At 69.2% G+C, this 19,890-nt stretch carries 15 protein-coding genes and 1 tRNA gene; 12 read left to right on the top strand and 4 right to left on the bottom strand.

Annotation, left to right across the window (positions count from 1 at the left end; genetic code table 11):
• Window positions 1-8: 8 nt before the first annotated feature.
• Window positions 9-1,025 (top strand): class 1 fructose-bisphosphatase, encoded by a 1,017-nt coding sequence (locus tag SNE35_RS04445; RefSeq protein ID WP_320421658.1) that lies wholly within the window; start codon window positions 9-11, stop codon window positions 1,023-1,025.
• Window positions 1,026-1,056: 31 nt separating this feature from the next.
• Here SNE35_RS04445 and SNE35_RS04450 read toward each other — a convergent pair whose 3' ends face one another.
• Entirely contained in the window at window positions 1,057-4,308 is a 3,252-nt protein-coding gene (locus tag SNE35_RS04450; RefSeq protein WP_320421659.1) for a di-heme oxidoredictase family protein, read from the bottom strand.
• A 118-nt stretch (window positions 4,309-4,426) separates the two neighbouring features.
• Here SNE35_RS04450 and SNE35_RS04455 point away from each other — a divergent pair, with 118 nt between their 5' ends.
• The 5 genes from SNE35_RS04455 to SNE35_RS04475 all read left to right on the top strand — a co-directional run bounded on the left by SNE35_RS04455 (window position 4,427) and on the right by SNE35_RS04475 (window position 9,072).
• Window positions 4,427-5,992, top strand: coding sequence for an aminotransferase-like domain-containing protein (locus tag SNE35_RS04455; protein WP_320421660.1), 1,566 nt, complete (start codon window positions 4,427-4,429; stop codon window positions 5,990-5,992).
• 16 nt (window positions 5,993-6,008) lie between these two features.
• A tRNA-Thr gene (locus SNE35_RS04460) sits at window positions 6,009-6,084 on the top strand.
• A gap of 174 nt (window positions 6,085-6,258) precedes the next feature.
• Window positions 6,259-7,014: an acetoacetate decarboxylase gene (locus SNE35_RS04465; RefSeq protein ID WP_320421661.1), complete on the top strand. Its 756-nt coding sequence runs from the start codon at window positions 6,259-6,261 to the stop codon at window positions 7,012-7,014.
• 55 nt (window positions 7,015-7,069) lie between these two features.
• Window positions 7,070-7,855, top strand: a complete 786-nt coding sequence (locus SNE35_RS04470) for a 3-hydroxybutyrate dehydrogenase (RefSeq protein ID WP_320421662.1) — start codon at window positions 7,070-7,072, stop codon at window positions 7,853-7,855.
• Between the two features lie 92 nt (window positions 7,856-7,947).
• Window positions 7,948-9,072, top strand: coding sequence for a patatin-like phospholipase family protein (locus tag SNE35_RS04475; RefSeq protein ID WP_320422355.1), 1,125 nt, complete (start codon window positions 7,948-7,950; stop codon window positions 9,070-9,072).
• Window positions 9,073-9,095: 23 nt separating this feature from the next.
• Here the strand turns inward: SNE35_RS04475 and SNE35_RS04480 are convergent, their stop codons facing one another.
• The 3 genes from SNE35_RS04480 to SNE35_RS04490 are packed head-to-tail and all read right to left on the bottom strand — an operon-like array spanning window position 9,096 to window position 14,012.
• Window positions 9,096-9,668: a hypothetical protein gene (locus tag SNE35_RS04480; protein WP_320421663.1), complete on the bottom strand. Its 573-nt coding sequence runs from the start codon at window positions 9,666-9,668 to the stop codon at window positions 9,096-9,098.
• Window positions 9,669-9,708: 40 nt separating this feature from the next.
• Complete coding sequence (locus SNE35_RS04485) at window positions 9,709-11,874, bottom strand: M3 family metallopeptidase (RefSeq protein WP_320421664.1); 2,166 nt, start codon at window positions 11,872-11,874, stop codon at window positions 9,709-9,711.
• Window positions 11,874-14,012, bottom strand: coding sequence for a M3 family metallopeptidase (locus tag SNE35_RS04490; RefSeq protein ID WP_320421665.1), 2,139 nt, complete (start codon window positions 14,010-14,012; stop codon window positions 11,874-11,876). Before SNE35_RS04490 ends, SNE35_RS04485 begins: the two co-directional genes overlap by 1 nt.
• 122 nt (window positions 14,013-14,134) lie before the next feature.
• Here SNE35_RS04490 and SNE35_RS04495 point away from each other — a divergent pair, with 122 nt between their 5' ends.
• From SNE35_RS04495 to SNE35_RS04520, 6 genes are all read left to right on the top strand, one after another.
• Window positions 14,135-14,515, top strand: coding sequence for a VanZ family protein (locus SNE35_RS04495; RefSeq protein WP_320421666.1), 381 nt, complete (start codon window positions 14,135-14,137; stop codon window positions 14,513-14,515).
• Window positions 14,516-14,562: 47 nt separating this feature from the next.
• Window positions 14,563-15,777: an ergothioneine biosynthesis protein EgtB gene (egtB, locus tag SNE35_RS04500; protein ID WP_320421667.1), complete on the top strand. Its 1,215-nt coding sequence runs from the start codon at window positions 14,563-14,565 to the stop codon at window positions 15,775-15,777.
• A complete protein-coding gene (gene egtD / locus SNE35_RS04505; protein WP_320421668.1) occupies window positions 15,774-16,715 on the top strand; it encodes an L-histidine N(alpha)-methyltransferase in 942 nt (313 codons plus the stop codon). Before egtB ends, egtD begins: the two co-directional genes overlap by 4 nt.
• Window positions 16,716-16,785: 70 nt before the next feature.
• Window positions 16,786-17,244 carry a FecR family protein gene (locus SNE35_RS04510; protein WP_320421669.1) on the top strand — a complete coding sequence of 153 codons (459 nt, stop codon included), beginning with the start codon at window positions 16,786-16,788 and terminating at the stop codon, window positions 17,242-17,244.
• A 35-nt stretch (window positions 17,245-17,279) separates the two neighbouring features.
• On the top strand, window positions 17,280-17,858 hold the full coding sequence (locus SNE35_RS04515; protein WP_320421670.1) for an OmpA family protein: 579 nt from the start codon (window positions 17,280-17,282) through the stop codon (window positions 17,856-17,858).
• On the top strand, window positions 17,836-19,887 hold the full coding sequence (locus tag SNE35_RS04520) for a CHASE2 domain-containing protein (RefSeq protein ID WP_320421671.1): 2,052 nt from the start codon (window positions 17,836-17,838) through the stop codon (window positions 19,885-19,887). Before SNE35_RS04515 ends, SNE35_RS04520 begins: the two co-directional genes overlap by 23 nt.
• The last annotated feature ends 3 nt before the right edge of the window (window positions 19,888-19,890 follow it).

Genomic DNA, 19,890 nt, shown 5'->3' on the forward strand with positions numbered 1-19,890 from the left:
GCAAACGCATGACCCGCCGCATTTCCCTCACCCAGTACCTGATCGAACAGCAGCGCGAGCACGGCCACATCCCGCAGGAGCTGCGACTGCTGATCGAGGTGGTGGCACGCGCCTGCAAGCGCATCGCGATCAGCGTCAACAAGGGCGCGCTCGGCGACATCCTCGGCACCGCCGGTTCCGAGAACGTCCAGGGCGAGGTGCAGAAGAAGCTGGACATCATCGCCAACGAGGTGCTGATCGAGGCCAACGAATGGGGCGGCCACCTGGCGGCGATGGCGTCGGAGGAGATGGACGACATCTACGCCGTGCCCAACCGCTACCCGCAGGGCGAGTACCTGCTGCTGTTCGATCCGCTGGACGGCTCGTCGAACATCGACGTGAACGTGTCCATCGGCACGATCTTCTCGGTGCTGCGCAAGGTCAACAACGCGCGTGGCGTCTCGGCCGACGATTTCCTGCAGCCGGGCAAGCAGCAGGCCGCCGCCGGCTACTGCCTGTACGGCCCGCAGACGATGCTGGTGCTGACGGTGGGCGATGGCGTGGCGATGTTCACCCTGGACCGCGAGCAGGGCTCCTTCGTGCTGACCGAGGAGAACGTCCGCGTGCCGGAAGACACGCAGGAGTTTGCGATCAACATGTCCAACCAGCGCCACTGGGACGCGCCGATGCACCGCTACATCGGCGAGTGCCTGGACGGCGCGGACGGCCCGCGCGGCAAGAACTTCAACATGCGCTGGATCGCCTCGATGGTCACCGACGTGCACCGCATCCTGATGCGCGGCGGCATCTTCATGTACCCCTGGGACAAGCGCGATCCCGGCAAGCCCGGCAAGCTGCGCCTGCTCTACGAGGCCAACCCGATGTCCTTCCTGATCGAGCAGGCGGGCGGCGCATCGACCAACGGCCGTCAGCGCATCATGGCCCTGACCCCGACCCAGCTGCACGAACGCGTGGCCGTGGTGCTGGGATCAAAGAACGAGGTGGAACGCGTCACCGCGTACCACCTCGAACACGACAAGGCCTGATCGGGCGGGGCCGAACGGCCCCGCCCTCCCGTCACAAGGATCGCAGGAACGCGATCAGCGCGTCGCGGTCCGACTTGCCCAGCGCCTCGAAGCGGGCGCGTGACTTGTCGGCCTCGCCGCCGTGCCACTCGATCGCCTCGGTCAGGTTGCGCGCGCGACCGTCGTGCAGGTAGCCGGCCTGGCCGTTGGGACCCATCACCTTGTCGGTATAGCCGATGCCCCACAGCGGCGCCGTGCGCCACATCGCGCCGGTGGCCTGTCCTTCGGCGAACTTGTCGGCAAGACCCGGCCCCATGTCGTGCAGCAGCAGGTCGGTGAACGGGCGGATCGTCTGGCCGCGCAGCTCGGCCAGCAGGTGGCCGGTGCCGGTCTTCATCTCCACCGCATGGCAGGCCTGGCAGCGCAGTGCCTTGAAGACATTGCTGCCCACCGTGACCTGTTGCGGATCGACGCGATGCTCGTCCAACGGTGCCACGCCCTTGGGGAAGCCGCTCGCCAGACTGCGCTGCGCGGGCACGGCCACCATCGACAGGTATCGCGTCACCGACTGCAGGTCCGCCTCCGACAGGCCCGCCGCCTTCGCGCCGCTCGTGCAGGCATCGGGCCCGCGGGTGCAGTCGCGGCTCGGATAGACGGTGGAGGTCACCGCCATGTCCTGCAGCAGCGCGGACGCGGCCTGCTGGCGCAAGGTCGCCTTGCCCGCCTTCCAGCCGAAGCGGCCCAGGCGCACGATGCCGCTCTCCGGGTCGTAGACGTAGTTGGGCTGGCCCTTGACGCCGTCCTCGTCCGGCGTGCTGCGGGCGCGGGCCAGGATGTCGGCCTCCGGCACCGCCTCCAGCAGACCCACGCCGATCATCGGCTGAGCCGCACGCAGCGAATACAGCGTGGGCGCCGGGCCGTCGAAGCTCAGCTTGGGCGCGCGCAGTTCCACCGCCGTGCCGTCCGCCAGCTTGACGCTGTGCACGTCGAAGCTCGCCACACGGGCCGCGTTGCCCCAGTCCTGCGGCGTGCCGGTGGCCGAGAGCGCGTTCATCTGGATGTTGGTGCCGTAGCGCGGGTGCGGCACCTGCTTGCCGGAGGCGTCCAGGATGGCCGTCAGCACCGACATCGTATCCAGCTTCTGGTTCAGCGCGGCCGGTGCCGGGCTGCGGCCGTTGTTCACGTGGCAGGCGATGCAGGCCGACTGGTTGAAGCGCGTGCCCTGCATGCCCACGGCGGGCTGGTAACGGTCATTGCCGGGCTCGTTGTGATCACCGGTGGTGAAGTTCGTGTGCACCAGGCGCCGGCCCTCGACGAAGCGCTGCATGTTCTGCATGCCGAGGTTGTTCTGCGGCTGCTGGAACATGAACAGGCCGTTGTCCGAATAGTTGTACGAGACCGAGCCCACACCGCCCGACAAGGTCGAATCCGGCAGCGGCACCGAGTTCAGCCGCGGCTGCACGCCGTACCAGGGCCGCAGGCCCGTGCCCACCACGTACGTCCACTCGGACGCGTAGTAGCGAATGCCGCCGTTGTCGCCCTTGGCCTGCATCGCATCGGTGGTCGAGAACATCGAAGGCGAGACCTCGATGACGTCGCCGACGACGAGCGCCCTGCCCGGCACGTCCTTGCCGTTCGGGAAGCCGTCGGCGCCCAGGTCGGCATGGCCCGGATAACCCTTGATGCGCAAGGTGCAGCCGTTGTTGATGCCACCAGGGCTGGCCAGCTTGCCGTCGGCCGGATAGGGTACGGGCTTGCAGATGGTCACGCTCTGGTCCGCCAGCTCGCCCGGTGCCATCCAGCCGTAGCCGGTCACGCCGGGGCGGTCGAAGGCGCGGAAGAAGGCCACGCCGCCGGGCAGGAAGTCCACCTGGTTGTACTGGTTCACCACCAGCGTGGGCTGGGTGACGCCGGCCACGCGGCTGTTGTCGATGACCTCGAAGCCCCAGGTGCGGTTCTTGAAGTACTGCGGCACGAAGGTCAGGAAGTTGCCCGGGCCCTTGTCCACCGGCAGGCCGGTGACCGGGTCCACCGTCTCGTTCGGGCCGTAGCCGATCTCGTTCCACTCCTCGCCACGCTCGCGGCCGTGGCGGGCGAAGCCGCGCACGCCGAAGCGGGTCACCAGCGTGCCATCGGGCAGGCTGAACTGCACGGTCTCCAGCGGTGCAGGTGCGGGCGGCAGCGGCGCCAGCGCCGAGCCGTTGGCGGGGAACTTCAGCGGCGAAGTGGGTGTCTCTGCGATCGTGTTGTCACTGCCTGGTGACTTGAACTCCACCTCGAACAGCGAGTAGCCGTACTGCGTGGCGCGGGCCACGCCCTGCAGGCGCACATAGCGGGCGCTGGCACCGAGGTTGAAGAACTCTTCCACGCCGCCGTGGCCGTTGGTCACGTAGCGCAGCTGGGTCCAGGTCTTGCCGTCGTCGGAGGCAAGGATCGAATACTCCTTGCCGTAGGCGTTCTCCCAGCTGAGCTTCATGTAGCCCAGCGGCGTCTTCGCGCCGAAGTCGAACTGGATCCATGCGCCGTCGTCGAAGGCGCTGGCCCAGCGGGTGTCGGCCTTGCCGTCGATGGCGTTGGTGGCGGGCATGCCGCCGTTCTCCAGCGCCGAGGAGGTGGCGGTGATCGGCTTCAGCGGCTGGCCCGGCTGCGTCGGGTCGCTGGGCGCCGGAGCGGGGCTCGGGGCCGGGCTCGGCGCGGGAGCCGGCGGTGGCGCGGTCACCGGCGTGCCGGTGAAGGCCTGGATCTCGAAGATCGAGTAGCCGTACTGGCCGTCTCGCGTGACGCCCTGCATGCGCAGGTAGCGGCCGCTGCCGGCGAGGCCGGTCCAGTCCTCGATGCCGCCCCGGCTGTCGTTGATCGTCTTGATCGTCGTCCAGTTCGTGCCGTCGTCGGAGACCTGCAGCAGGTACTGCTTGGCGTGGGCGCGCTCCCAGCTGATGCGCACCCGCGTGATCGCGACGGTCTTGCCGTAGTCGAGCGTCAGGGACTGGTCGTCGGAGAAGCCGCTGCCCCAGCGGGTGTTGTCGTCATGGTCGATCGCCGCGCCGGCGTTCAGGTCGCCGCGCTCGTTGGAGCTGCTGCTGGCGCTGACCGGGGTCAGTGCCTGCTCGACCGATGCGCCGTCGCCGCCATCGGCGCTGCCGGTGACGGCCATCGCCTTGGCCATGCCGGTGGCCGACGGCTGGGCATCGGCGCTAGCGCCATCGCTGCCGCTGCCGCCACCGCAGGCACTCAAGCCCACGGCCAGGGCGATCGGCAAAAGGCGCAAGCCGGCCTCGCGCATTGCGTTGCTGTTTTTCCTCATCGTTGTTTCCCTCGTCAATGACCTTGTGAACGGTTTGCGTCTATCCTCCGCCGCCTCGCCGCGTCGACAACAGACCAATCCGATGGCCGACCACCAGACCATTCCCCGCCGCGCTTCCATGGATCTCGCACCGCAAGCCGACTTCCTGGCCCTGGGAGAGCCCGCTGCCGGTCTGCCTCTGCAGCAGTGGCTGCACGCGGCCTTGCTCGGCGCCATGCAGGATGGACGCCTGCCGACCGGCAGCCGCCTGCCCCCGTCGCGCAGCCTTGCGCAGGCCCATGGCATCTCGCGCTCGACGGTGACCGCCGTCTACGAGCGGCTTCTTGCAGACGGTTACCTTGTGGGCCAGGTCGGCCGCGGCACATTTGTGGCGCCGCAACGCGGCGGGCCGGAGCCGACAAGAAACAACGGCACCGTCATCAAAGCTTCACTGTCGCAGCGCGGCACCGCGATGGCCGAGGCCGGCGCCGGGCTGCGCGGCTGCACGCGGCTGTTCCAGACCTTCGAGCCTGACCAGATCGACCTCGGCCTGATGCCGGTGGGCATCTGGCAGATGCTGGCCGGCAAACGCGCGCAGTTGCACGAGGCGCGGCTGCTGCAGGACGGCATGCCGCTGCTGGGCTATCCGCCGCTGCGCGAACGGCTGGCCGAGCTGCTCGCGACGACACGCGGCCAGCGCTGCGACCCGGGCCGGATCGTGATCGTCGGCAGCGTCGCCAAGGCCATCGACCTGCTCGGGCGGCTGCTGCTGGATCCGGGCGACAAGGCCTGGGTGGAGGATCCGGGGCCACCGGGAGCGCAGGCCCTGCTGGCCACGGCTGGCGCATCGCTCGTGCATGTGCCGGTCGACGAACAGGGCCTGCGCGTCGACGAAGGATTGCGGCTCGCGCCCGAGGCCCGGCTCGCCTACGTGACGGCAGACGTGCAGATGCCGCTGGGCCACCCGCTCTCGGCCGGACGCCGCGCCGCGCTGCTGCGCTGGGCGGTGCGCGCGCAGGCCTGCGTGATCGCCGAGGAGCGCGACGGGGACTTCATCTTCGGCGGAGCGCCGTCGGTGCCGCCCTCATCGAGCGCCGATGAAGACGACTGGCTGATCCGCATCGGCAACCTGTCCTTCAATGTCTCACCCGGATTGAAGCTCGCCTACATGATGCTGCCGGAGCGCCTGGTCGACCCGATGCGCGCCCTGATCGGCCTGACCGGCGCGATGGCCTCGGTGTTCGACCAGGCGGTGCTGCACGACTTCATCGCCCAGGGCCACTGGGCACGCCACCTGCGGCTGGCGCGAGAGATCTACGGCACGCGCTCAGCCTTGCTGCGCGAACAGCTGGACAAGCACTTTGGCCGCTGGATCGAGATGCCGCCGCAGCAGCGCGGCCTGAGCCTCGTGTTGAAACTGCGCGCCGACGTGCCCGACACCGAGGTCGCTGCGCGGGCCGCGCAGGGCGGCGTCATCGTCGCGCCGCTGTCGCCACTGAGCCGCCAGCAACACCCGCAGCTCAACGGCCTGCGCCTGGGCTTCGCTGCATTCTCCGAAGCCAGCATCCGCGGCGGCGTGGAGAAACTGGTCGCCGCACTGGACCGCCGCGACCGGAATGCTGCCGACAGCAGCACGGGCCCGCGGCGCCGCCAGTCCGACGAATTATTTGGGCGCGGCTTGCCGGCTACAAAAAAGTACGGCTAGAATAGCGGGCTTCACCGCCGGTGTAGCTCAGTTGGTAGAGCAGCGCATTCGTAATGCGAAGGTCGAGGGTTCGACTCCTTTCACCGGCACCAAGACAAGAAGGGCCCGTTCATTCGAACGGGCCCTTTTTCATTGTCCTTGGCGTTGCGCTTCGCATTGGGGAGTCCACCTCTCCCGACACAATCCAGCCAACATTCCCCGTTCAGAATCGTCTAAGCCGGAGCCAAGAGACTGGCTCTCCACTCGATGCAAAGACAGGGACGACGATGAAGATCGAAGATGTTCGCAAGGCCTACGCGATGCCCGCCACCAGCCCGGCCTTCCCGCCCGGCCCCTACCGGTTCGTGAATCGCGAGTTCGTCGTCATCACCTACCGCACCGACATGGACGCGCTGCGCGCCGTGGTGCCGGAACCGCTGGAAGTCGTGGAGCCGCTGGTCAAGTACGAGTTCATCCGCATGCCGGATTCGACCGGCTTCGGCGACTACACCGAATCGGGCCAGGTCATTCCGGTGCAACTGCGCAAGCCCGACGGCTCCGTCGAGCAAGGCGGCTATGTCCACGCGATGTACCTGAACGACCATCCGCCGATCGCCGGCGGCCGGGAGCTGTGGGGCTTCCCGAAGAAGCTGGCCTCGCCGACCTTGGACTACGAGATCGACACCGTCGTCGGCACCCTGGACTACGGCAAGGTGCGCGTCGCCACCGCCACGATGGGCTTCAAGCACAAGACGCTGGACACCGGCCCGATCCTTGCGAGCCTTGCGATGCCCAACTTCCTGCTCAAGGTGGTGCCGCACGTGGACGGCACGCCCCGGATCTGCGAGCTGGTGCGCTACTACATGACCGACATCCACATGAAAGGTGCCTGGACCGGCCCCGCCGCGCTGGAGCTGCATCCGCATGCGCTGGCGCCCGTGGCGGAACTGCCAGTGCTGAAGATCGAATCGGCGGTGCACTACATCGCCGACATGACGCTGGCGCTCGGGACGGTCGAACTCGACTACCTGGCCAGCAAGTAGAGTTGCCCTGCCTCCACATCCCTCCTCTTCAACCTCGACCGCAAGGAAACCCGTCATGCCTCAATTGAAAGACAAAGTCGCCTACGTCACCGGTGCCGCGAGCGGCATCGGCAAGGAGATCGCCACCCTCTTCGCGCAGGAAGGCGCCAAGGTCGTCATCGCCGACCTGAACAAGGCGGCGGCCGATGCGACCGCCGCCGAGCTGAAGGCCACCGGCGCACAGGCGATCGGCGTGGCGGTCGACGTCACGAACGAAGAGCAGGTCAACGCCTCTGTGGAGGAAGCGGTCGCGGCCTTCGGCGGCATCGACGTGCTGGTCAGCAATGCCGGCATCCAGATCGTCCACCCGGTCGAAGAGTTCGAATTCGCCGACTGGAAGAAGCTGCTGGCCATCCACCTCGACGGCGCCTTCCTCACCACCAAGGCCTGCCTGAAGCACATGTATGCCCAGGGCCGCGGCGGCAGCATCATCTACATGGGCTCGGTGCACTCGAAGGAAGCCTCGGTGCTGAAGGCGCCCTACGTCACCGCCAAGCACGGCCTGATCGGCCTGGCCAAGACGGTCGCCAAGGAAGGCGGCAGCAAGGGCGTGCGCGCCAACGTGATCTGCCCCGGCTTCGTGCGCACGCCGCTGGTCGAGAAGCAGATTCCCGAGCAGGCGAAGACCCTGGGCATCAGCGAGGACGACGTCGTGAAGAAGGTCATGCTGAAGGAAACCGTCGACGGCGAGTTCACGACCACCGACGACGTCGCGCGCGTCGCGCTGCTGTTCGCCGCCTTCCCGAGCAATGCCCTGACCGGCCAGTCGCTGATCGTCAGCCACGGCTGGAACATGCAGTGACGGCCAGCAGCGCCGAGAGGCGCGGCAACGCCGCGGCGCGCAAGAAGACCGCGACCCAGCTCGCGCCGCCGCCGCGCGCCTGCCTGAACATGATGGACAGCGCCCGCAAGGCGCTGGTGTTGCAGGGCGGCGGCGCTTTGGGCTCCTACCAGGCCGGCGTCTACGAGGCGCTGAGCCGGCGCGGCCATCATCCGGACTGGGTGGCCGGCGTGTCGATCGGCGCGATCAACGCGGCGCTGATCGCCGGCAATGCCCCGAGCAAGCGCGTCGAACGCCTGCACGAGTTCTGGAACCTCGTCTCCAGCGCCCCGCCGCAGCAGTTGCCGAGCTGGTTCGGCGACCGCGCCATGCAGAACCAGTGGAGCGCCAACGCGGCCACGATGTTCGGCATCCCGGGCTTCTTCCGCCCGCGCGCCTCGCCGCTGCTGCTGATGGGCAATGCGGCGCCGGAGCTGAGCTACTACGACACCTCGCCGCTGCGCGAGACCTTGGAGCGCCTGGTCGACTTCGACCGCATCAACGCGCCGGGCGGCATGCGCCTGTCGGTCGGCGCCGTGGACATCGTCAGCGGCGATTCGCGCTACTTCGACAGCGGCGAGACCAAGATCGGCCCCGAGCACATCATGGCCAGCGGCGCGCTGCCGCCGGGCTTCCCGCCGGTGCAGGTCGGCACGCACTACTTCTGGGATGGCGGCCTGGTCTCCAACACCCCGCTGCAGTACGTGCTCGACGCACAGCCCCATACCGAGCCGCTGATGGTGTGGCAGGTGGACCTGTTCAACGCCCGCGGCGCGATGCCGACGACCCTGTCCGAGGTGATGGAGCGCCAGAAGGACATCACCTACTCCAGCCGCACCCGTCGCAACACCGACGCACTGGCCGCGAACCTGAACCTGCAGCAGGCCATCGCCGACTTGATCGACCGGCTGCCGCCGGCGCTGCGCGAGGACCCCAGCGTGGCCGCCGTGCAGGCGCAGCTGACGCACCAGCCGATCGACGTCTTCCACCTGATCTACCGCGACAAGCCCTACGAGACCGAGTCCAAGGACTACGAGTTCTCGCGCGCCACCGTCGAGGAGCATTGGGCCGCCGGCCTGCGCGACATGAACCAGACCCTGGCCCACCCGGAGGCGCTGCGCAGCGAGGTGCAGACGAACGGCGTGACGACCTTTGACCTGGCCGATCCGTCGAACGAGCGCGTCGAGCGCCCGATCTGATCTGGCGGCTTTGATCGAGCTGTTTAAGCGGGTGCCGAAGCAGCCTTGACGGGCGGTTTCGGCGCAGCCGGCGCCTGGCAATGCTGGGCCAGCCCCACGCCCTTCAGGAACGAGCGCCGCACGGTGCCGGCCGCGATGGCCGCGGCCACTTCCTTCGAATGACGCTCGGCACCGCTGAGCCGGCGCACCCAGCCGCGGAACGGGATCAGGCCCTCGGCGGCGCCGCGCAGCGCGCCCGTGGCAGCGTTCTCCAGCTCGTCGGAGCCGCGTTCGATCAGGCCGGGATTCGCGGCCGTCGGCGGCGTGTCCAGGTCGGCGCCGAGCGCGGCATCCAGCGCCTCGACCTCCGCCTTCAGCGCATCGCAGCCAGCCACCGGCGGCAGTGCATAGGGCGCGGCCCTGGCCGAAAGCAGCGCATCGGGGATCTTGCCGCGGACCAGGTTCAGGTCGTTGAACGGCGACATGGCCGCCTGGCCGACGGCGTTCTCGGCCTTGTTGCCGCCCTTGCCGCCCGTACCGGGTTCGGTGCTCGCGCAGCCGGCGGCGAAGACCACGGGCAGCGCGAGGGTGAGGAGGGTCAGGTGTCTCGTCGTCATGGGGCGCGAGCATAGCCCGGCCCCGGACGCAGCCCGCCCCTTACTTCGACGCCGGCGTGCTTTCCAGCACCATGCCTCGGCGCTCCAGCAGCGGCCCGATCTCCGGCTCATGGCCCACCACGCTGCGGAAAAGGCCCAGCGCATCGGCGCTGCCGCCGCGCGACAGCAGCTTGGCGCGGAACACGTCGCCGTTCTCGCGCTTCAGGCCGCCGTTGGCCTTGAACCACTCGACAGTGTTCGAGTCCAGCACCTCGGCCCACAGATAGGCGTAGTAGCCGGCGGCGTACTCGCCCATGAAGTGGCTGAAGTACGGCGTGCGGTAGCGCGGTGGCACCGGCGCGTAGTCGAAGCCCGATTCGGCCAGCAGCTTCGCCTCACCGGGCATCACGTCGGCCGCCTTGGGCAGTTGCGCGGCCGGCAGCTGGTGCCAGCGCTGGTCCAGCACCGCGGCGCTGATGTAGGAGGTGGTGGAGAAGCCCTGGTTGAACTTCTTCGCCGCCAGCACCTTGTCGACCATCTGCTGCGGGATCTGCTCGCCGGTCTGCCAGTGTTTGGCGTAGTGCTGCAGCACCTGCGGCCAGCTGGCCCACATCTCGTTGACCTGCGACGGGTACTCGACGAAGTCACGCGGCGTGTTGGCTCCGGAGAAGGTCTGGTACTTCACGTTCGAGAACAGGCCGTGCAGCGCGTGGCCGAACTCGTGGAAGGCCGTCGTCACCTCGTCCCAGGTCAGCAGCGTCGGCTTGCCGGCCGGGGGCTTGGGGATGTTCAGGTGGTTCGCGACCACCGGCATCTCGCCGAACATGCCGCTCTGGTCCACGTAGTTGCTCATCCACGCGCCGCCGTTCTTGCTCGGACGGGCGTACATGTCGGCGATGAAGATGCCCAGCTGCTTGCCGTCGGCATCGAAGACGTCGTAGGTGGTGACGTCCTTCTGGTAGACCGGCAGGTCGGTGCGCTGCTTGAAGGTGATGCCGTAGAGCTGGTTGGCCGCGTAGAACACGCCGTTCTCCAGCACGTTCTTCAGCTCCAGGTAGGGCTTGAGCTGCGACTCGTCGAAGCCGTACTTGACCGCGCGGAGCTGCTCGGCCTCGTACTGCCAGTCCCAGGGCTGCAAGGTGAAGCCGGGCTTCTCGTTGGCATCGATGCGGGCCTGCAGCTCGGCGCCCTCCAGGCGCGCGGTGGCCACGGCCGGGCCGGACACCTGCGCCAGGATGCGGTTGACGGCCGGCACGTTCTTCGCCGTCTCATCGGCCAGCGAGTAGTCGGCGAAGGTCGCGAAGCCCAGCAGTTGTGCTTTCTCGGCACGCAGCGCCAGCACGCGCGCGACGACGCCAGTCGTGTCGTTCGCGCCACCGCGGCTGCCGCGGGCGATCGAGGCCTTGAACACGCGCTCGCGCAGCGCGCGGTTCTTCAGCTGGGCCAGCACCGGCTGGTCGGTCGTGTTCAGCAGCACGATGACGAACTTGCCCGCCGGCAGCTTGCGCTCCTCGGCGGCGCTCGCGGCGGCGGTGATCTGCTCGTCGGTGAGGCCGTCCAGCTCCTCGCGCGAATCGACGACGACGGCCGAGTCGTTCACCTCGGCCAGCACGCGGCGCGTGAACTCGGTCTGCAGCGAGGCCAGCTCGCCGTTGATCGCCGTCACCCGCTTCTTCTGCGCGGCCGTCAGCTTCGCGCCGGCCAGCTCCATGTCGCGGTGCCAGCGTTCGATCAGGCGCACGCTTTCGGCGTCCAGGCCCAGTTGCTCACGCTGCTGGTAGAGCGCGTCGACGCGCGCGTAGACCTTGGCGTTCGTGTAGATCGCATCGCCGTGCGCGGAGAGTTTCTCCGCGTAGCCGGCGGCGGTCTTCTGCCGCGCGTCGTTCGAGTCGGCGCCGAGCAGGTTGAAGAACACCAGGTTCACGCGGTGCAGGGTCTGGCCGGACTTCTCCAGCGCCAGCACCGTGTTGTCGAACGTCGGCTTGGCCGGGTTGCGCGCGATCGCGTCGACCTCGCGGCGCTGCTCAGCCATGCCGCGGTCGAAGGCGGGGCCGAAGTCGCTGTCGCGGACCTGGTCGAACGGCGGATAGTGCAGCGGCAGCGGGCTGGGCTTGAGCAGCGGGTTGGCGCGCGGCGCTGCGAGCGCATCGGCCGCGAGCATCGGGAAGGCCAGCGCCGCGGTGGCGATCAGCAGGCTCAGCTTCATCTTCTTGGTCGTCGTCATCATCACTTCTTGCCCTCGGTCGTCAGCACCATGCCGCGGCGTTCCAGCAGCGGCTCGATGTCCGGCTCATGGCCGACCAGGTTGCGGAACAGGTCCATCGCATCGACGCTGCCGCCGCGCGACAGCAGCTTGGCGCGGAAGGTGTCGCCGTTGGCGCGCTTCAGGCCGCCGTTGGCCTTGAACCACTCGACGGTGTCGGCGTCCAGCACCTCAGCCCAGATGTAGCCGTAGTAGCCGGCCGCGTAGCCGCTCATGATGTGGCTGAAGTACGGCGTGCGATAGCGCGGCCACACGGCGGCGTAGTCATAGCCTTCCTCCTTCAGCACCTGCGCTTCGAAGGCCATGGCCTTGTCGCCGGCGGGCACCTTGCCGGCCGGGATCTGGTGCCAGCGCTGATCCAGCATCGAGGCGCTCAGGTACTCGGTCGTCATGAAGCCCTGGTTGAACTTCTTGCCGGCCATCAGCTTGTCCAGCAGTTGCTGCGGCATCGCCTCGCCGGTCTGGTAGTGCTTGGCGTAGTTGGCCAGCACGCTGGGCCAGGCGGCCCACATCTCGTTGACCTGCGAGGGGTACTCGACGTAGTCGCGCGGCACGGCCGTGCCGGCCTGGCTCGGGTACTGCACGTTCGAGAACATGCCGTGCAGCGCATGGCCGAACTCGTGGAACATCGTGTTCACCTCATCCCAGGTCAGCAGCGTCGGCTTGCCATCGGGCGGCTTCGGGATGTTCAGGTGGTTGGCCACGACCGGCATCTCGCCGAGCAGGCCGCTCTGCGAGACGTAGGCATTCATCCAGGCACCGCCGCGCTTGCTGGGCCGCGCGTACATGTCGGAGATGAAGATCGCCAGCTGCTTGCCGTCGGCGTTGAACACGTCGAAGACCTTGACGTCCGGGTGATAGACCGGCAGGTCCTTGCGTTCCTTGAAGGTCAGGCCGTAGAGCTGGCCGGCGGCGTAGAACACGCCGTTGCGCTGCACATTGTTCAGCTCCAGGTAGGGCTTCAGCTGCGATTCGTCGAAGCCGTACTTCGCTGCGCGCAGCTTCTCGCTGTAGTAGGACCAGTCCCAGGCTTCCAGCGTGAACGTCGGCTGCTTCTTCGCGGCCTGCTCGGCGTCGACCAGCTTCTGCATCTCGCCGCCCTCGCGGCGCGCGGTGGCCACGGCCGCCGGCGCCAGCTGGCGCAGCATCTTGTTGACGGCTTCCTTGTTCTTCGCCGTCTGGTCGCTCAGCGCGAAGTCGGCGTAGGTGGCGAAGCCCAGCAGCTGCGCGCGCTCGGCACGCAGCGCCATCGTGCGGGCGACGATGCCCGTCGTGTCATGCGCATTGCCGCGGCTGCCGCGGGCGATCGAGGCCTTGAAGATGCGCTCGCGCAGCGCGCGGTTCTCCAGCTGCGCCAGCGGCGGCTGGCCGGTGGTGTTCAGCAACGCGATCAGGTACTTGCCGTCCAGGCCGCGGGCCTTGGCGGCCGCGGCGGCACCGGCGATCTGCTCATCGGTAAAGCCGGCCAGCTCTTCCTTGGTGTCGACGACGACGGCCGAGTCGTTGACCTCGGCCAGCACCTCGGTCGTGAACTTGGCCGACAGCGCGGCCAGCTCGGCGTTGATCGCCTTCATCCGCGTCTTCTGCGCCTCGTTGAGCTGCGCGCCGGCGCGCACGAAGTTCAGGCGGTAGCGCTCGATCAGGCGCACGGCGTCAGGCTGCAGGCCCAGCTTGTCGCGCTGCTGGTAGAGCGTGTCGATGCGGGCGAACAGCTTGTCGTTCAGGCTGATCGCATCGCGGTGCGCGGCCAGCTTGGCGGCGTAGTCGGCCTGCACCTTGCGGCGGGCGTCGTTCGAATCGGCGCCGAGCAGGCTGAACAGCACGGTGCTCGTGCGGTCCAGCAGGCGGCCGGACTTCTCCAGCGCGACGATGGTGTTCTCGAAAGTCGGCTCGGCCGGATTGCCGGTGATCGCGCCCACCTCGGCCAGCTGCTCGGCCATGCCGCGCTCCAGTGCCGGGCCGAAGTCGCCGTCCTGGATCTTGTCGAACGGCGGGTAGTGCAGCGGCAGCGGGCTCTGCGTCAGCAGCGGGTTGACGTGCGCCGCGTCCTGCGCAAAGGCGGGTAGCGTCAGCACGGCAGCCAGGATCAGGGAGATCTTCATCGTGGAATCCGTCGGAATTCGAAAGGCCGCAAGCGTAGCCGACGCGATGGCCCCGGGCCATTCGTCATCGCCCGAAGCACCCCTGCGGCGCCGGGCGCTGCTCGCCCATAATCGCGCCGCCTATGAACAAGCTCCTGAATTCCGCCCTCTTCGGCACCCGGCTGGCGCCGCTGCGTGCGCTGGTCTTCGTCGCGCTGGTGATCGTCATCAGCTGGCTGGCCTTCAGCCCGGCGCCGCCGCCGGGCGCCAGCCTCGGCTGGGACAAGGCCAACCACGCCAGCGCCTTCGCCGCGCTGATGGTCAGCGGCCGGCTCGCCTGGCCCCGGCTGTCTTGGCGCACGCTGATCATCGGGCTGCTCGCCTACGGCGGGGCGATCGAGCTGATCCAGACTCAGCTCCCGCCCCGCGAGGGCGACTGGCTGGATCTGCTGGCCGACACGGTGGGCCTGGGGCTGGGCACCCTCGTCTTCCTCGGCCTGCGGCGCGGGCTTGGCGCGAAGTAGGCGTCTGCTGACACACCGGTGGCGGCAATTTGCGCTACCGTTGACGGATGGATGCAGCCCCACACCCATCCCCGGCGCTTGCCGCACGCTACCGCGCGGTCCGCGCTCACACCGAGAAGCTGGTCGCCACGCTGTCGGCCGAAGACCAGGCGCTGCAGTCGATGCCCGACGCCAGCCCGGCCAAGTGGCACCAGGCTCACACGACCTGGTTCTTCGAGACGCTGATCCTGCAGCCGCTGTTGCGTGGCTACCAGGCCTTCGATCCGAGCTTCCAGTACCTGTTCAATTCCTACTACGAGGCGCTGGGCCCGCGCCATCCGCGGCCGCAGCGCGGCATGCTGAGCCGGCCCTCGCTGGACGAGGTGCGTGCCTACCGGCGCCACGTCGACGCCGCGATGCTGGATCTGCTCGGCAGCGCCGGTACTGGGCAAGACTTGACCCTCGTGGAGTTGGGCCTGCAGCACGAGCAGCAGCACCAGGAGCTGCTGCTGACCGACATCCTGCATGCCTTCTCCTGCAACCCGCTGCTGCCGGCCTGGCGCGCAGAGCCACCGCATCGCTTCCCCGAACAGCCGCTGCGCTGGCTTCCGCACGCCGGTGGCGAAGTGCCGATCGGCCACGAAGAAGGCGCCGGCTTCGCCTTCGACAACGAAACCCCGCGCCACAGCGCGCTGCTGCAACCCTTCGAGATCGCGAACCGGCTGGTGAATTGCGGCGAGTTCGCCGACTTCATCGCCGACGGCGGCTACCGCCGGCCCGGCCTGTGGCTGTCCGACGGCTGGGCGACGGCGCAGGCCCAGGGCTGGCAGCACCCGCCCTACTGGCTGGCGCCCGGCGACCCGCGCGCGCCGTCCGAGCACTGGCAGGTGTTCGGCCTGCACGGGGTGCAGCCGCTGGACCGCGCGGCACCGGTGACGCAGCTGAGCTTCTACGAGGCCGCCGCCTATGCCGAGTGGGCCGGCGCGCGCCTGCCCACCGAGTTCGAATGGGAGGCGGCATGCCGCTTGCCAGGATTCGCGCCATGCAGCGATCAAGCCTGGCAATGGACCCGCTCCGCCTACCACCCCTACCCCGGCTTCCGGCCGATGGCGGGCGCCGTCGGTGAGTACAACGGCAAGTTCATGGTGGGCCAGCTGGTGCTTCGCGGCGGCAGCGTCGCCACGCCCCCGGGACATGCGCGGCCCAGCTATCGCAACTTCTTCCCGCCAGCCGCGCGCTGGCAGTTCAGCGGCCTGAGACTGGCCAGGGACAGCTCCAAATGAACATGCCCATCTCCGCCCGCCAGCAATTCGCCGCCGATCTCCACGCCGCGCTGAGCAGCCGCCCTCGCAACATCTCGCCCAAGTACTTCTACGACGAGATCGGCTCGCGCCTGTTCGAGCAGATCTGCGAGTTGCCCGAGTACTACCCGACCCGCACCGAGCTGGCACTGCTGCAGAAGTACGGCCGCGAGATGGCCGAGTGCATCGGCCCGCATGCGCAGCTCGTCGAGTACGGCGCCGGCGCGCTGCGAAAGGTGCGCCTGCTGCTGGATCACCTGCGCGAGCCCGAGGCCTTCGTACCGGTGGACATCTCCGGCGCGCACCTGCTGGCCGCCAGCGCCGAGCTGGGCCGCGCCTATCCGGGCCTGAAGATCGCGCCGCTGGTGGCCGATTTCACGCAGCCGCACGACCTGCCCCCGCGGCGTGAGAGCGGCCGCCGCGTCGGCTTCTTCCCCGGCTCCAGCATCGGCAACTTCACGCCCGCCGAAGCGCGCGACTTCCTGCGCATGGCGGCGCAGGAACTGCGCGGCGGCGGCCTGCTGATCGGCATCGACCGGATCAAGGAACCGGCGCTGCTGCACGCCGCCTACAACGACTCTGCCGGCGTCACCGCCGCCTTCAATCTGAACCTGCTGGAGCGGGCGCGGCGCGAGCTGGGCGCGGAGTTCGATCCCGACGGCTTCCTGCACAGCGCGTTCTACAACGCGCCGCTGCAGCGCATCGAGATGCACCTGCAGAGCCGCCGTGCGCAGACGATCCGCATCGGCGAGACGAGCTACGACTTCGCCGGCGGCGAGACCCTGCACACCGAGAACTCGCACAAGTACAGCGTGGACGGTTTCCAGGCGCTGGCCGCCGGCTGCGGCTTCTCGGCCGGCCCCGTCTGGAGCGATGAGCGTGATTGGTTCACGCTCCTGTGGCTCCAAGCACCCGATTGAAGGGGCGCGCCGCCCGGGGGTGACCCCTAGCTTCGGCCTAGACTCCGCGGTTGTTACCAGGAGTCCGCCGATGCGAATCGCCGTTGCCGCCGCCGTACTGGGCGTCACCCTTCTCTCCACGGCCGTCCATGCCGACGAGCCGGCCGCGATCGGCCGCGTCAAGCGGGTCAGCGGCAGTGTGCTGCTCGACCGCGCCGGCAAGACCGTGCCGGTCACGCCCGGCATGGCGCTGCAGGCCGGCGACCAGATCCGAACCGGCGCGGACGGCCTCGTCGGCGTCACCCTGGCGGACGACACCCTGCTGTCCGCCGGCAAGGGCAGCCGGCTGCTGATCAACGATTTCCGTTTCGACGCGACGACGCACGACGGCGGCATGCTCGCCACGCTCTCGCAGGGCAGCCTGCACGTGGTCACCGGCCTGATCGCGAAGAAGGCGCCGGAGAAGGTCAACTTCAAGACCCCCAGCACCGTGCTGGGCGTGCGCGGCACCGATTTCGTCGTCGAAGTGCCTGAAGCGGGCGCCTTGTGAGCGCGCCCGTCTTTCGCTGGCTTCTTCGCGGGCTGTTGGCCCTGCTCGCCGTCCTCGCGTTGCAGGGCTGCGCTTCGCGCCCCGAGCGGGTGATCCTGCTGCCCGGCTCCGAAGGCCACGCCACCGGTGCGCTGCTGGTCCAGCGCGGCACCGATTCGCTGCGCCTGGCCCAGCCCTATGCCCAGGCGCAGACCTCGGCCCAGGGGACGCCGCAGGCGAGCGTCAGCGATGCGGCGACGGTGCAGCGCGACTTCGGCTCGCTGCTGGCCATCACGCCGCCGTTCCCCCGCTCCTTCATCGTCACCTTCCTGCCCAACTCCAACACGCTGACGCCCGCCACCCTGCCCGTGCTGAAGCAGGTGCGAGAGGCACTGGACGCGCAGCCGGCCGGCGAACTGGTCGTGATCGGCCATACCGACAACGTCGGCACCGCGGAGCTGAACGACCGCCTCTCGCTGGACCGCGCGCAGAAGGTCGCCGACCTGCTGGCCGGCATGGGCGTGGCGCGCGAGCTGATCAGCGTGCAGGCACGCGGCATGCGCGAGCCGCTGGTCGAGGTGCCGCCGCAGACGGACGAGCCACGCAACCGTCGTGTCGAAATCAAGCTTCGCTGAGCGGCTGCTGCTGCGCTGGGCGCTGCCCGGCCTGCTGCTCGCGGCGCTGCTGGGCCAGGCCACGCGCTACTGGGAGCTGCCCGGGCTGGCGACGCTCGAGCGCCAGCTATTCGACCTGCGCGTGCGCCTGACCGCGCCGGCCGAGCCCGACCCGCGCATCGTCATCATCGACATCGACGAGCGCTCCCTCGCCGCGCTGGGCCGCTGGCCCTGGAAGCGCAGCCTGCTGGCCGACCTGCTGGAGAAGGTCTTCGACCGCCAGGGCGCACTGCTGGCCGGCATGGACCTGATCCTGGCCGAACCCGACGACAGCTCCGGCCTCGCCAGCCTCGACGCGCTGGCCCGCGGCCCGCTGCACGACGACGAGCGCTTCGCGGCGCAACTGCAGCGCCTGCGCCCGGCGCTGGACCACGACACGCGGCTGGCCCAGGTGCTGCAGACTCACCCGGTCGTGCTCGGCTTCCACGGCTCCAACCGGCGCGGCGCGGTCGCCAGCGGCGCGCTGCCGGCGCCGGCGAGTTCGGCCGCCGGCTTCGGCCAGCCGCAGGCGGACAAGCTGCCGAACTGGTCGGGCTACGGCGCCAGCCTGCCGCAGCTGCAGCAGGCTGCCACCGGCGCCGGCTTTCTCAACGTGCCCAACGATCCCGATGGCGTCGCCCGCCGCGCGCCCCTGCTCAGCGTGATCGGCGACCAGGTCTACGCCTCGCTGCCGCTGGCGCTGATGCAGACGCTCAGCGGCGCGACGGGGCTGCAGCCCCGCCTCGGTGCCGTCGCCGGTGGGGTTGCCGCGCCCCTGGTCGGCCTGGCGCTGCAGACGCCGCACGGCGAGCTGCGCGTCGCCACCGACGCCCAGAGCGCGGTGCTTCTGCCCTACCGAAGGGATCGCGACGCGTACCAGCACGTCTCGGCCGTCGACGTGCTGCAGGACAAGATCGCTCCCGACGCACTGCGCCGCCGCATCGTGCTGCTGGGGGCCTCGGCACCGGGCCTGCAAGACCGGCACACGACGCCGCTGGGCGACGACTTCCCCGGCCTCACGCTGCACGCCAGCGTGCTGAGCGGGCTACTGGACGGCCGCCTCGCCAGCGTGCCCGCCTACACGCCCGCGCTCGAAGCGGGGCAGCTGCTGGCCGTGGCGCTGGTGTTGACGCTGGCCCTGCCGCGCCTGAGCCTGGGCCGAGGCCTGCTGCTCGGCGGCGCCCTGGCCGCAGCGCTCGTCGCGGTCAACTTCCTCGCCTACACACAGGCCCGCGAAGCCTGGCCGCTGGCCTCCGCCCTGCTGCTGGTGGCCGCGCTGCTGGGCCTGCACCTGCTGTACGCCTACTTCGTCGAGCACCGCACCCTGCGACAGCTCAGCGCGCTGTTCGGCCAGTACGTGCCGGCCGAACTGGTGCAGCAGATGAGCCGGCAGCCGGAGCGGTACACGATGGCCAGCCGCAATGCCGAGCTGAGCGTGTTGTTCGCCGACGTGCACGCGTTCACCGGCATCGCCGAGCGCCTGACACCGGAAGAGCTGTCGCTGCTGATGCACGAGTTCTTCACCAGCATGACCGAGATCGTGCAGGCGCACGGCGGCACGCTGGACAAGTACATGGGCGACGCCTTGATGGCCTTCTGGGGCGCGCCGGTCGCCGCACCCGGCCACGCGCTGCAGGCGACCGGGGCGGCGCTGGCGATGCAGCGAGCGCTGGAGGCGCTGAACCGCCGCTTCGTCGCACGGGGCTGGCCCGCGCTGTCGGTCAACATCGGCATCAACAGCGGCACGATGGTCGTCGGCGATCTCGGCTCGCGCCAGCGCCGCGCCTACACGGTGCTCGGCGACGCGGTCAACCTCGCCGCGCGCCTGCAGCAGCTGTGCAGCGAGCGCGAACTGGGCCTGCTGATCAGCGAGACCACGCGCGAGCGCATCGGCACGGCGCTGCCCTGCGAGGAACTGGGGGAGCTGCAGCTGCGCGGCCGGGCAGCGCCGGTGCGTGTCTTCCGCATCGCCACGACAAGCCCGCGCAACCTCGCAATAGCCCTGCCATAACCC

The sequence above is a fragment of the Roseateles agri genome, assembly GCF_034043675.1.
In the GTDB taxonomy this organism is placed as follows: Bacteria; Pseudomonadota; Gammaproteobacteria; order Burkholderiales; family Burkholderiaceae_C; genus KK5.

Coding starts and splice junctions, on each gene's coding strand:
- SNE35_RS04445 (WP_320421658.1), top strand. CDS start 9: ATGACCCGCCGCATTTCCCTCACCCAGTACCTGATCGAACAGCAGCGC.
- SNE35_RS04450 (WP_320421659.1), bottom strand. CDS start 4,308: ATGAGGAAAAACAGCAACGCAATGCGCGAGGCCGGCTTGCGCCTTTTG.
- SNE35_RS04455 (WP_320421660.1), top strand. CDS start 4,427: ATGGATCTCGCACCGCAAGCCGACTTCCTGGCCCTGGGAGAGCCCGCT.
- SNE35_RS04465 (WP_320421661.1), top strand. CDS start 6,259: ATGAAGATCGAAGATGTTCGCAAGGCCTACGCGATGCCCGCCACCAGC.
- SNE35_RS04470 (WP_320421662.1), top strand. CDS start 7,070: ATGCCTCAATTGAAAGACAAAGTCGCCTACGTCACCGGTGCCGCGAGC.
- SNE35_RS04475 (WP_320422355.1), top strand. CDS start 7,948: ATGGACAGCGCCCGCAAGGCGCTGGTGTTGCAGGGCGGCGGCGCTTTG.
- SNE35_RS04480 (WP_320421663.1), bottom strand. CDS start 9,668: ATGACGACGAGACACCTGACCCTCCTCACCCTCGCGCTGCCCGTGGTC.
- SNE35_RS04485 (WP_320421664.1), bottom strand. CDS start 11,874: ATGATGACGACGACCAAGAAGATGAAGCTGAGCCTGCTGATCGCCACC.
- SNE35_RS04490 (WP_320421665.1), bottom strand. CDS start 14,012: ATGAAGATCTCCCTGATCCTGGCTGCCGTGCTGACGCTACCCGCCTTT.
- SNE35_RS04495 (WP_320421666.1), top strand. CDS start 14,135: ATGAACAAGCTCCTGAATTCCGCCCTCTTCGGCACCCGGCTGGCGCCG.
- egtB (WP_320421667.1), top strand. CDS start 14,563: ATGGATGCAGCCCCACACCCATCCCCGGCGCTTGCCGCACGCTACCGC.
- egtD (WP_320421668.1), top strand. CDS start 15,774: ATGAACATGCCCATCTCCGCCCGCCAGCAATTCGCCGCCGATCTCCAC.
- SNE35_RS04510 (WP_320421669.1), top strand. CDS start 16,786: ATGCGAATCGCCGTTGCCGCCGCCGTACTGGGCGTCACCCTTCTCTCC.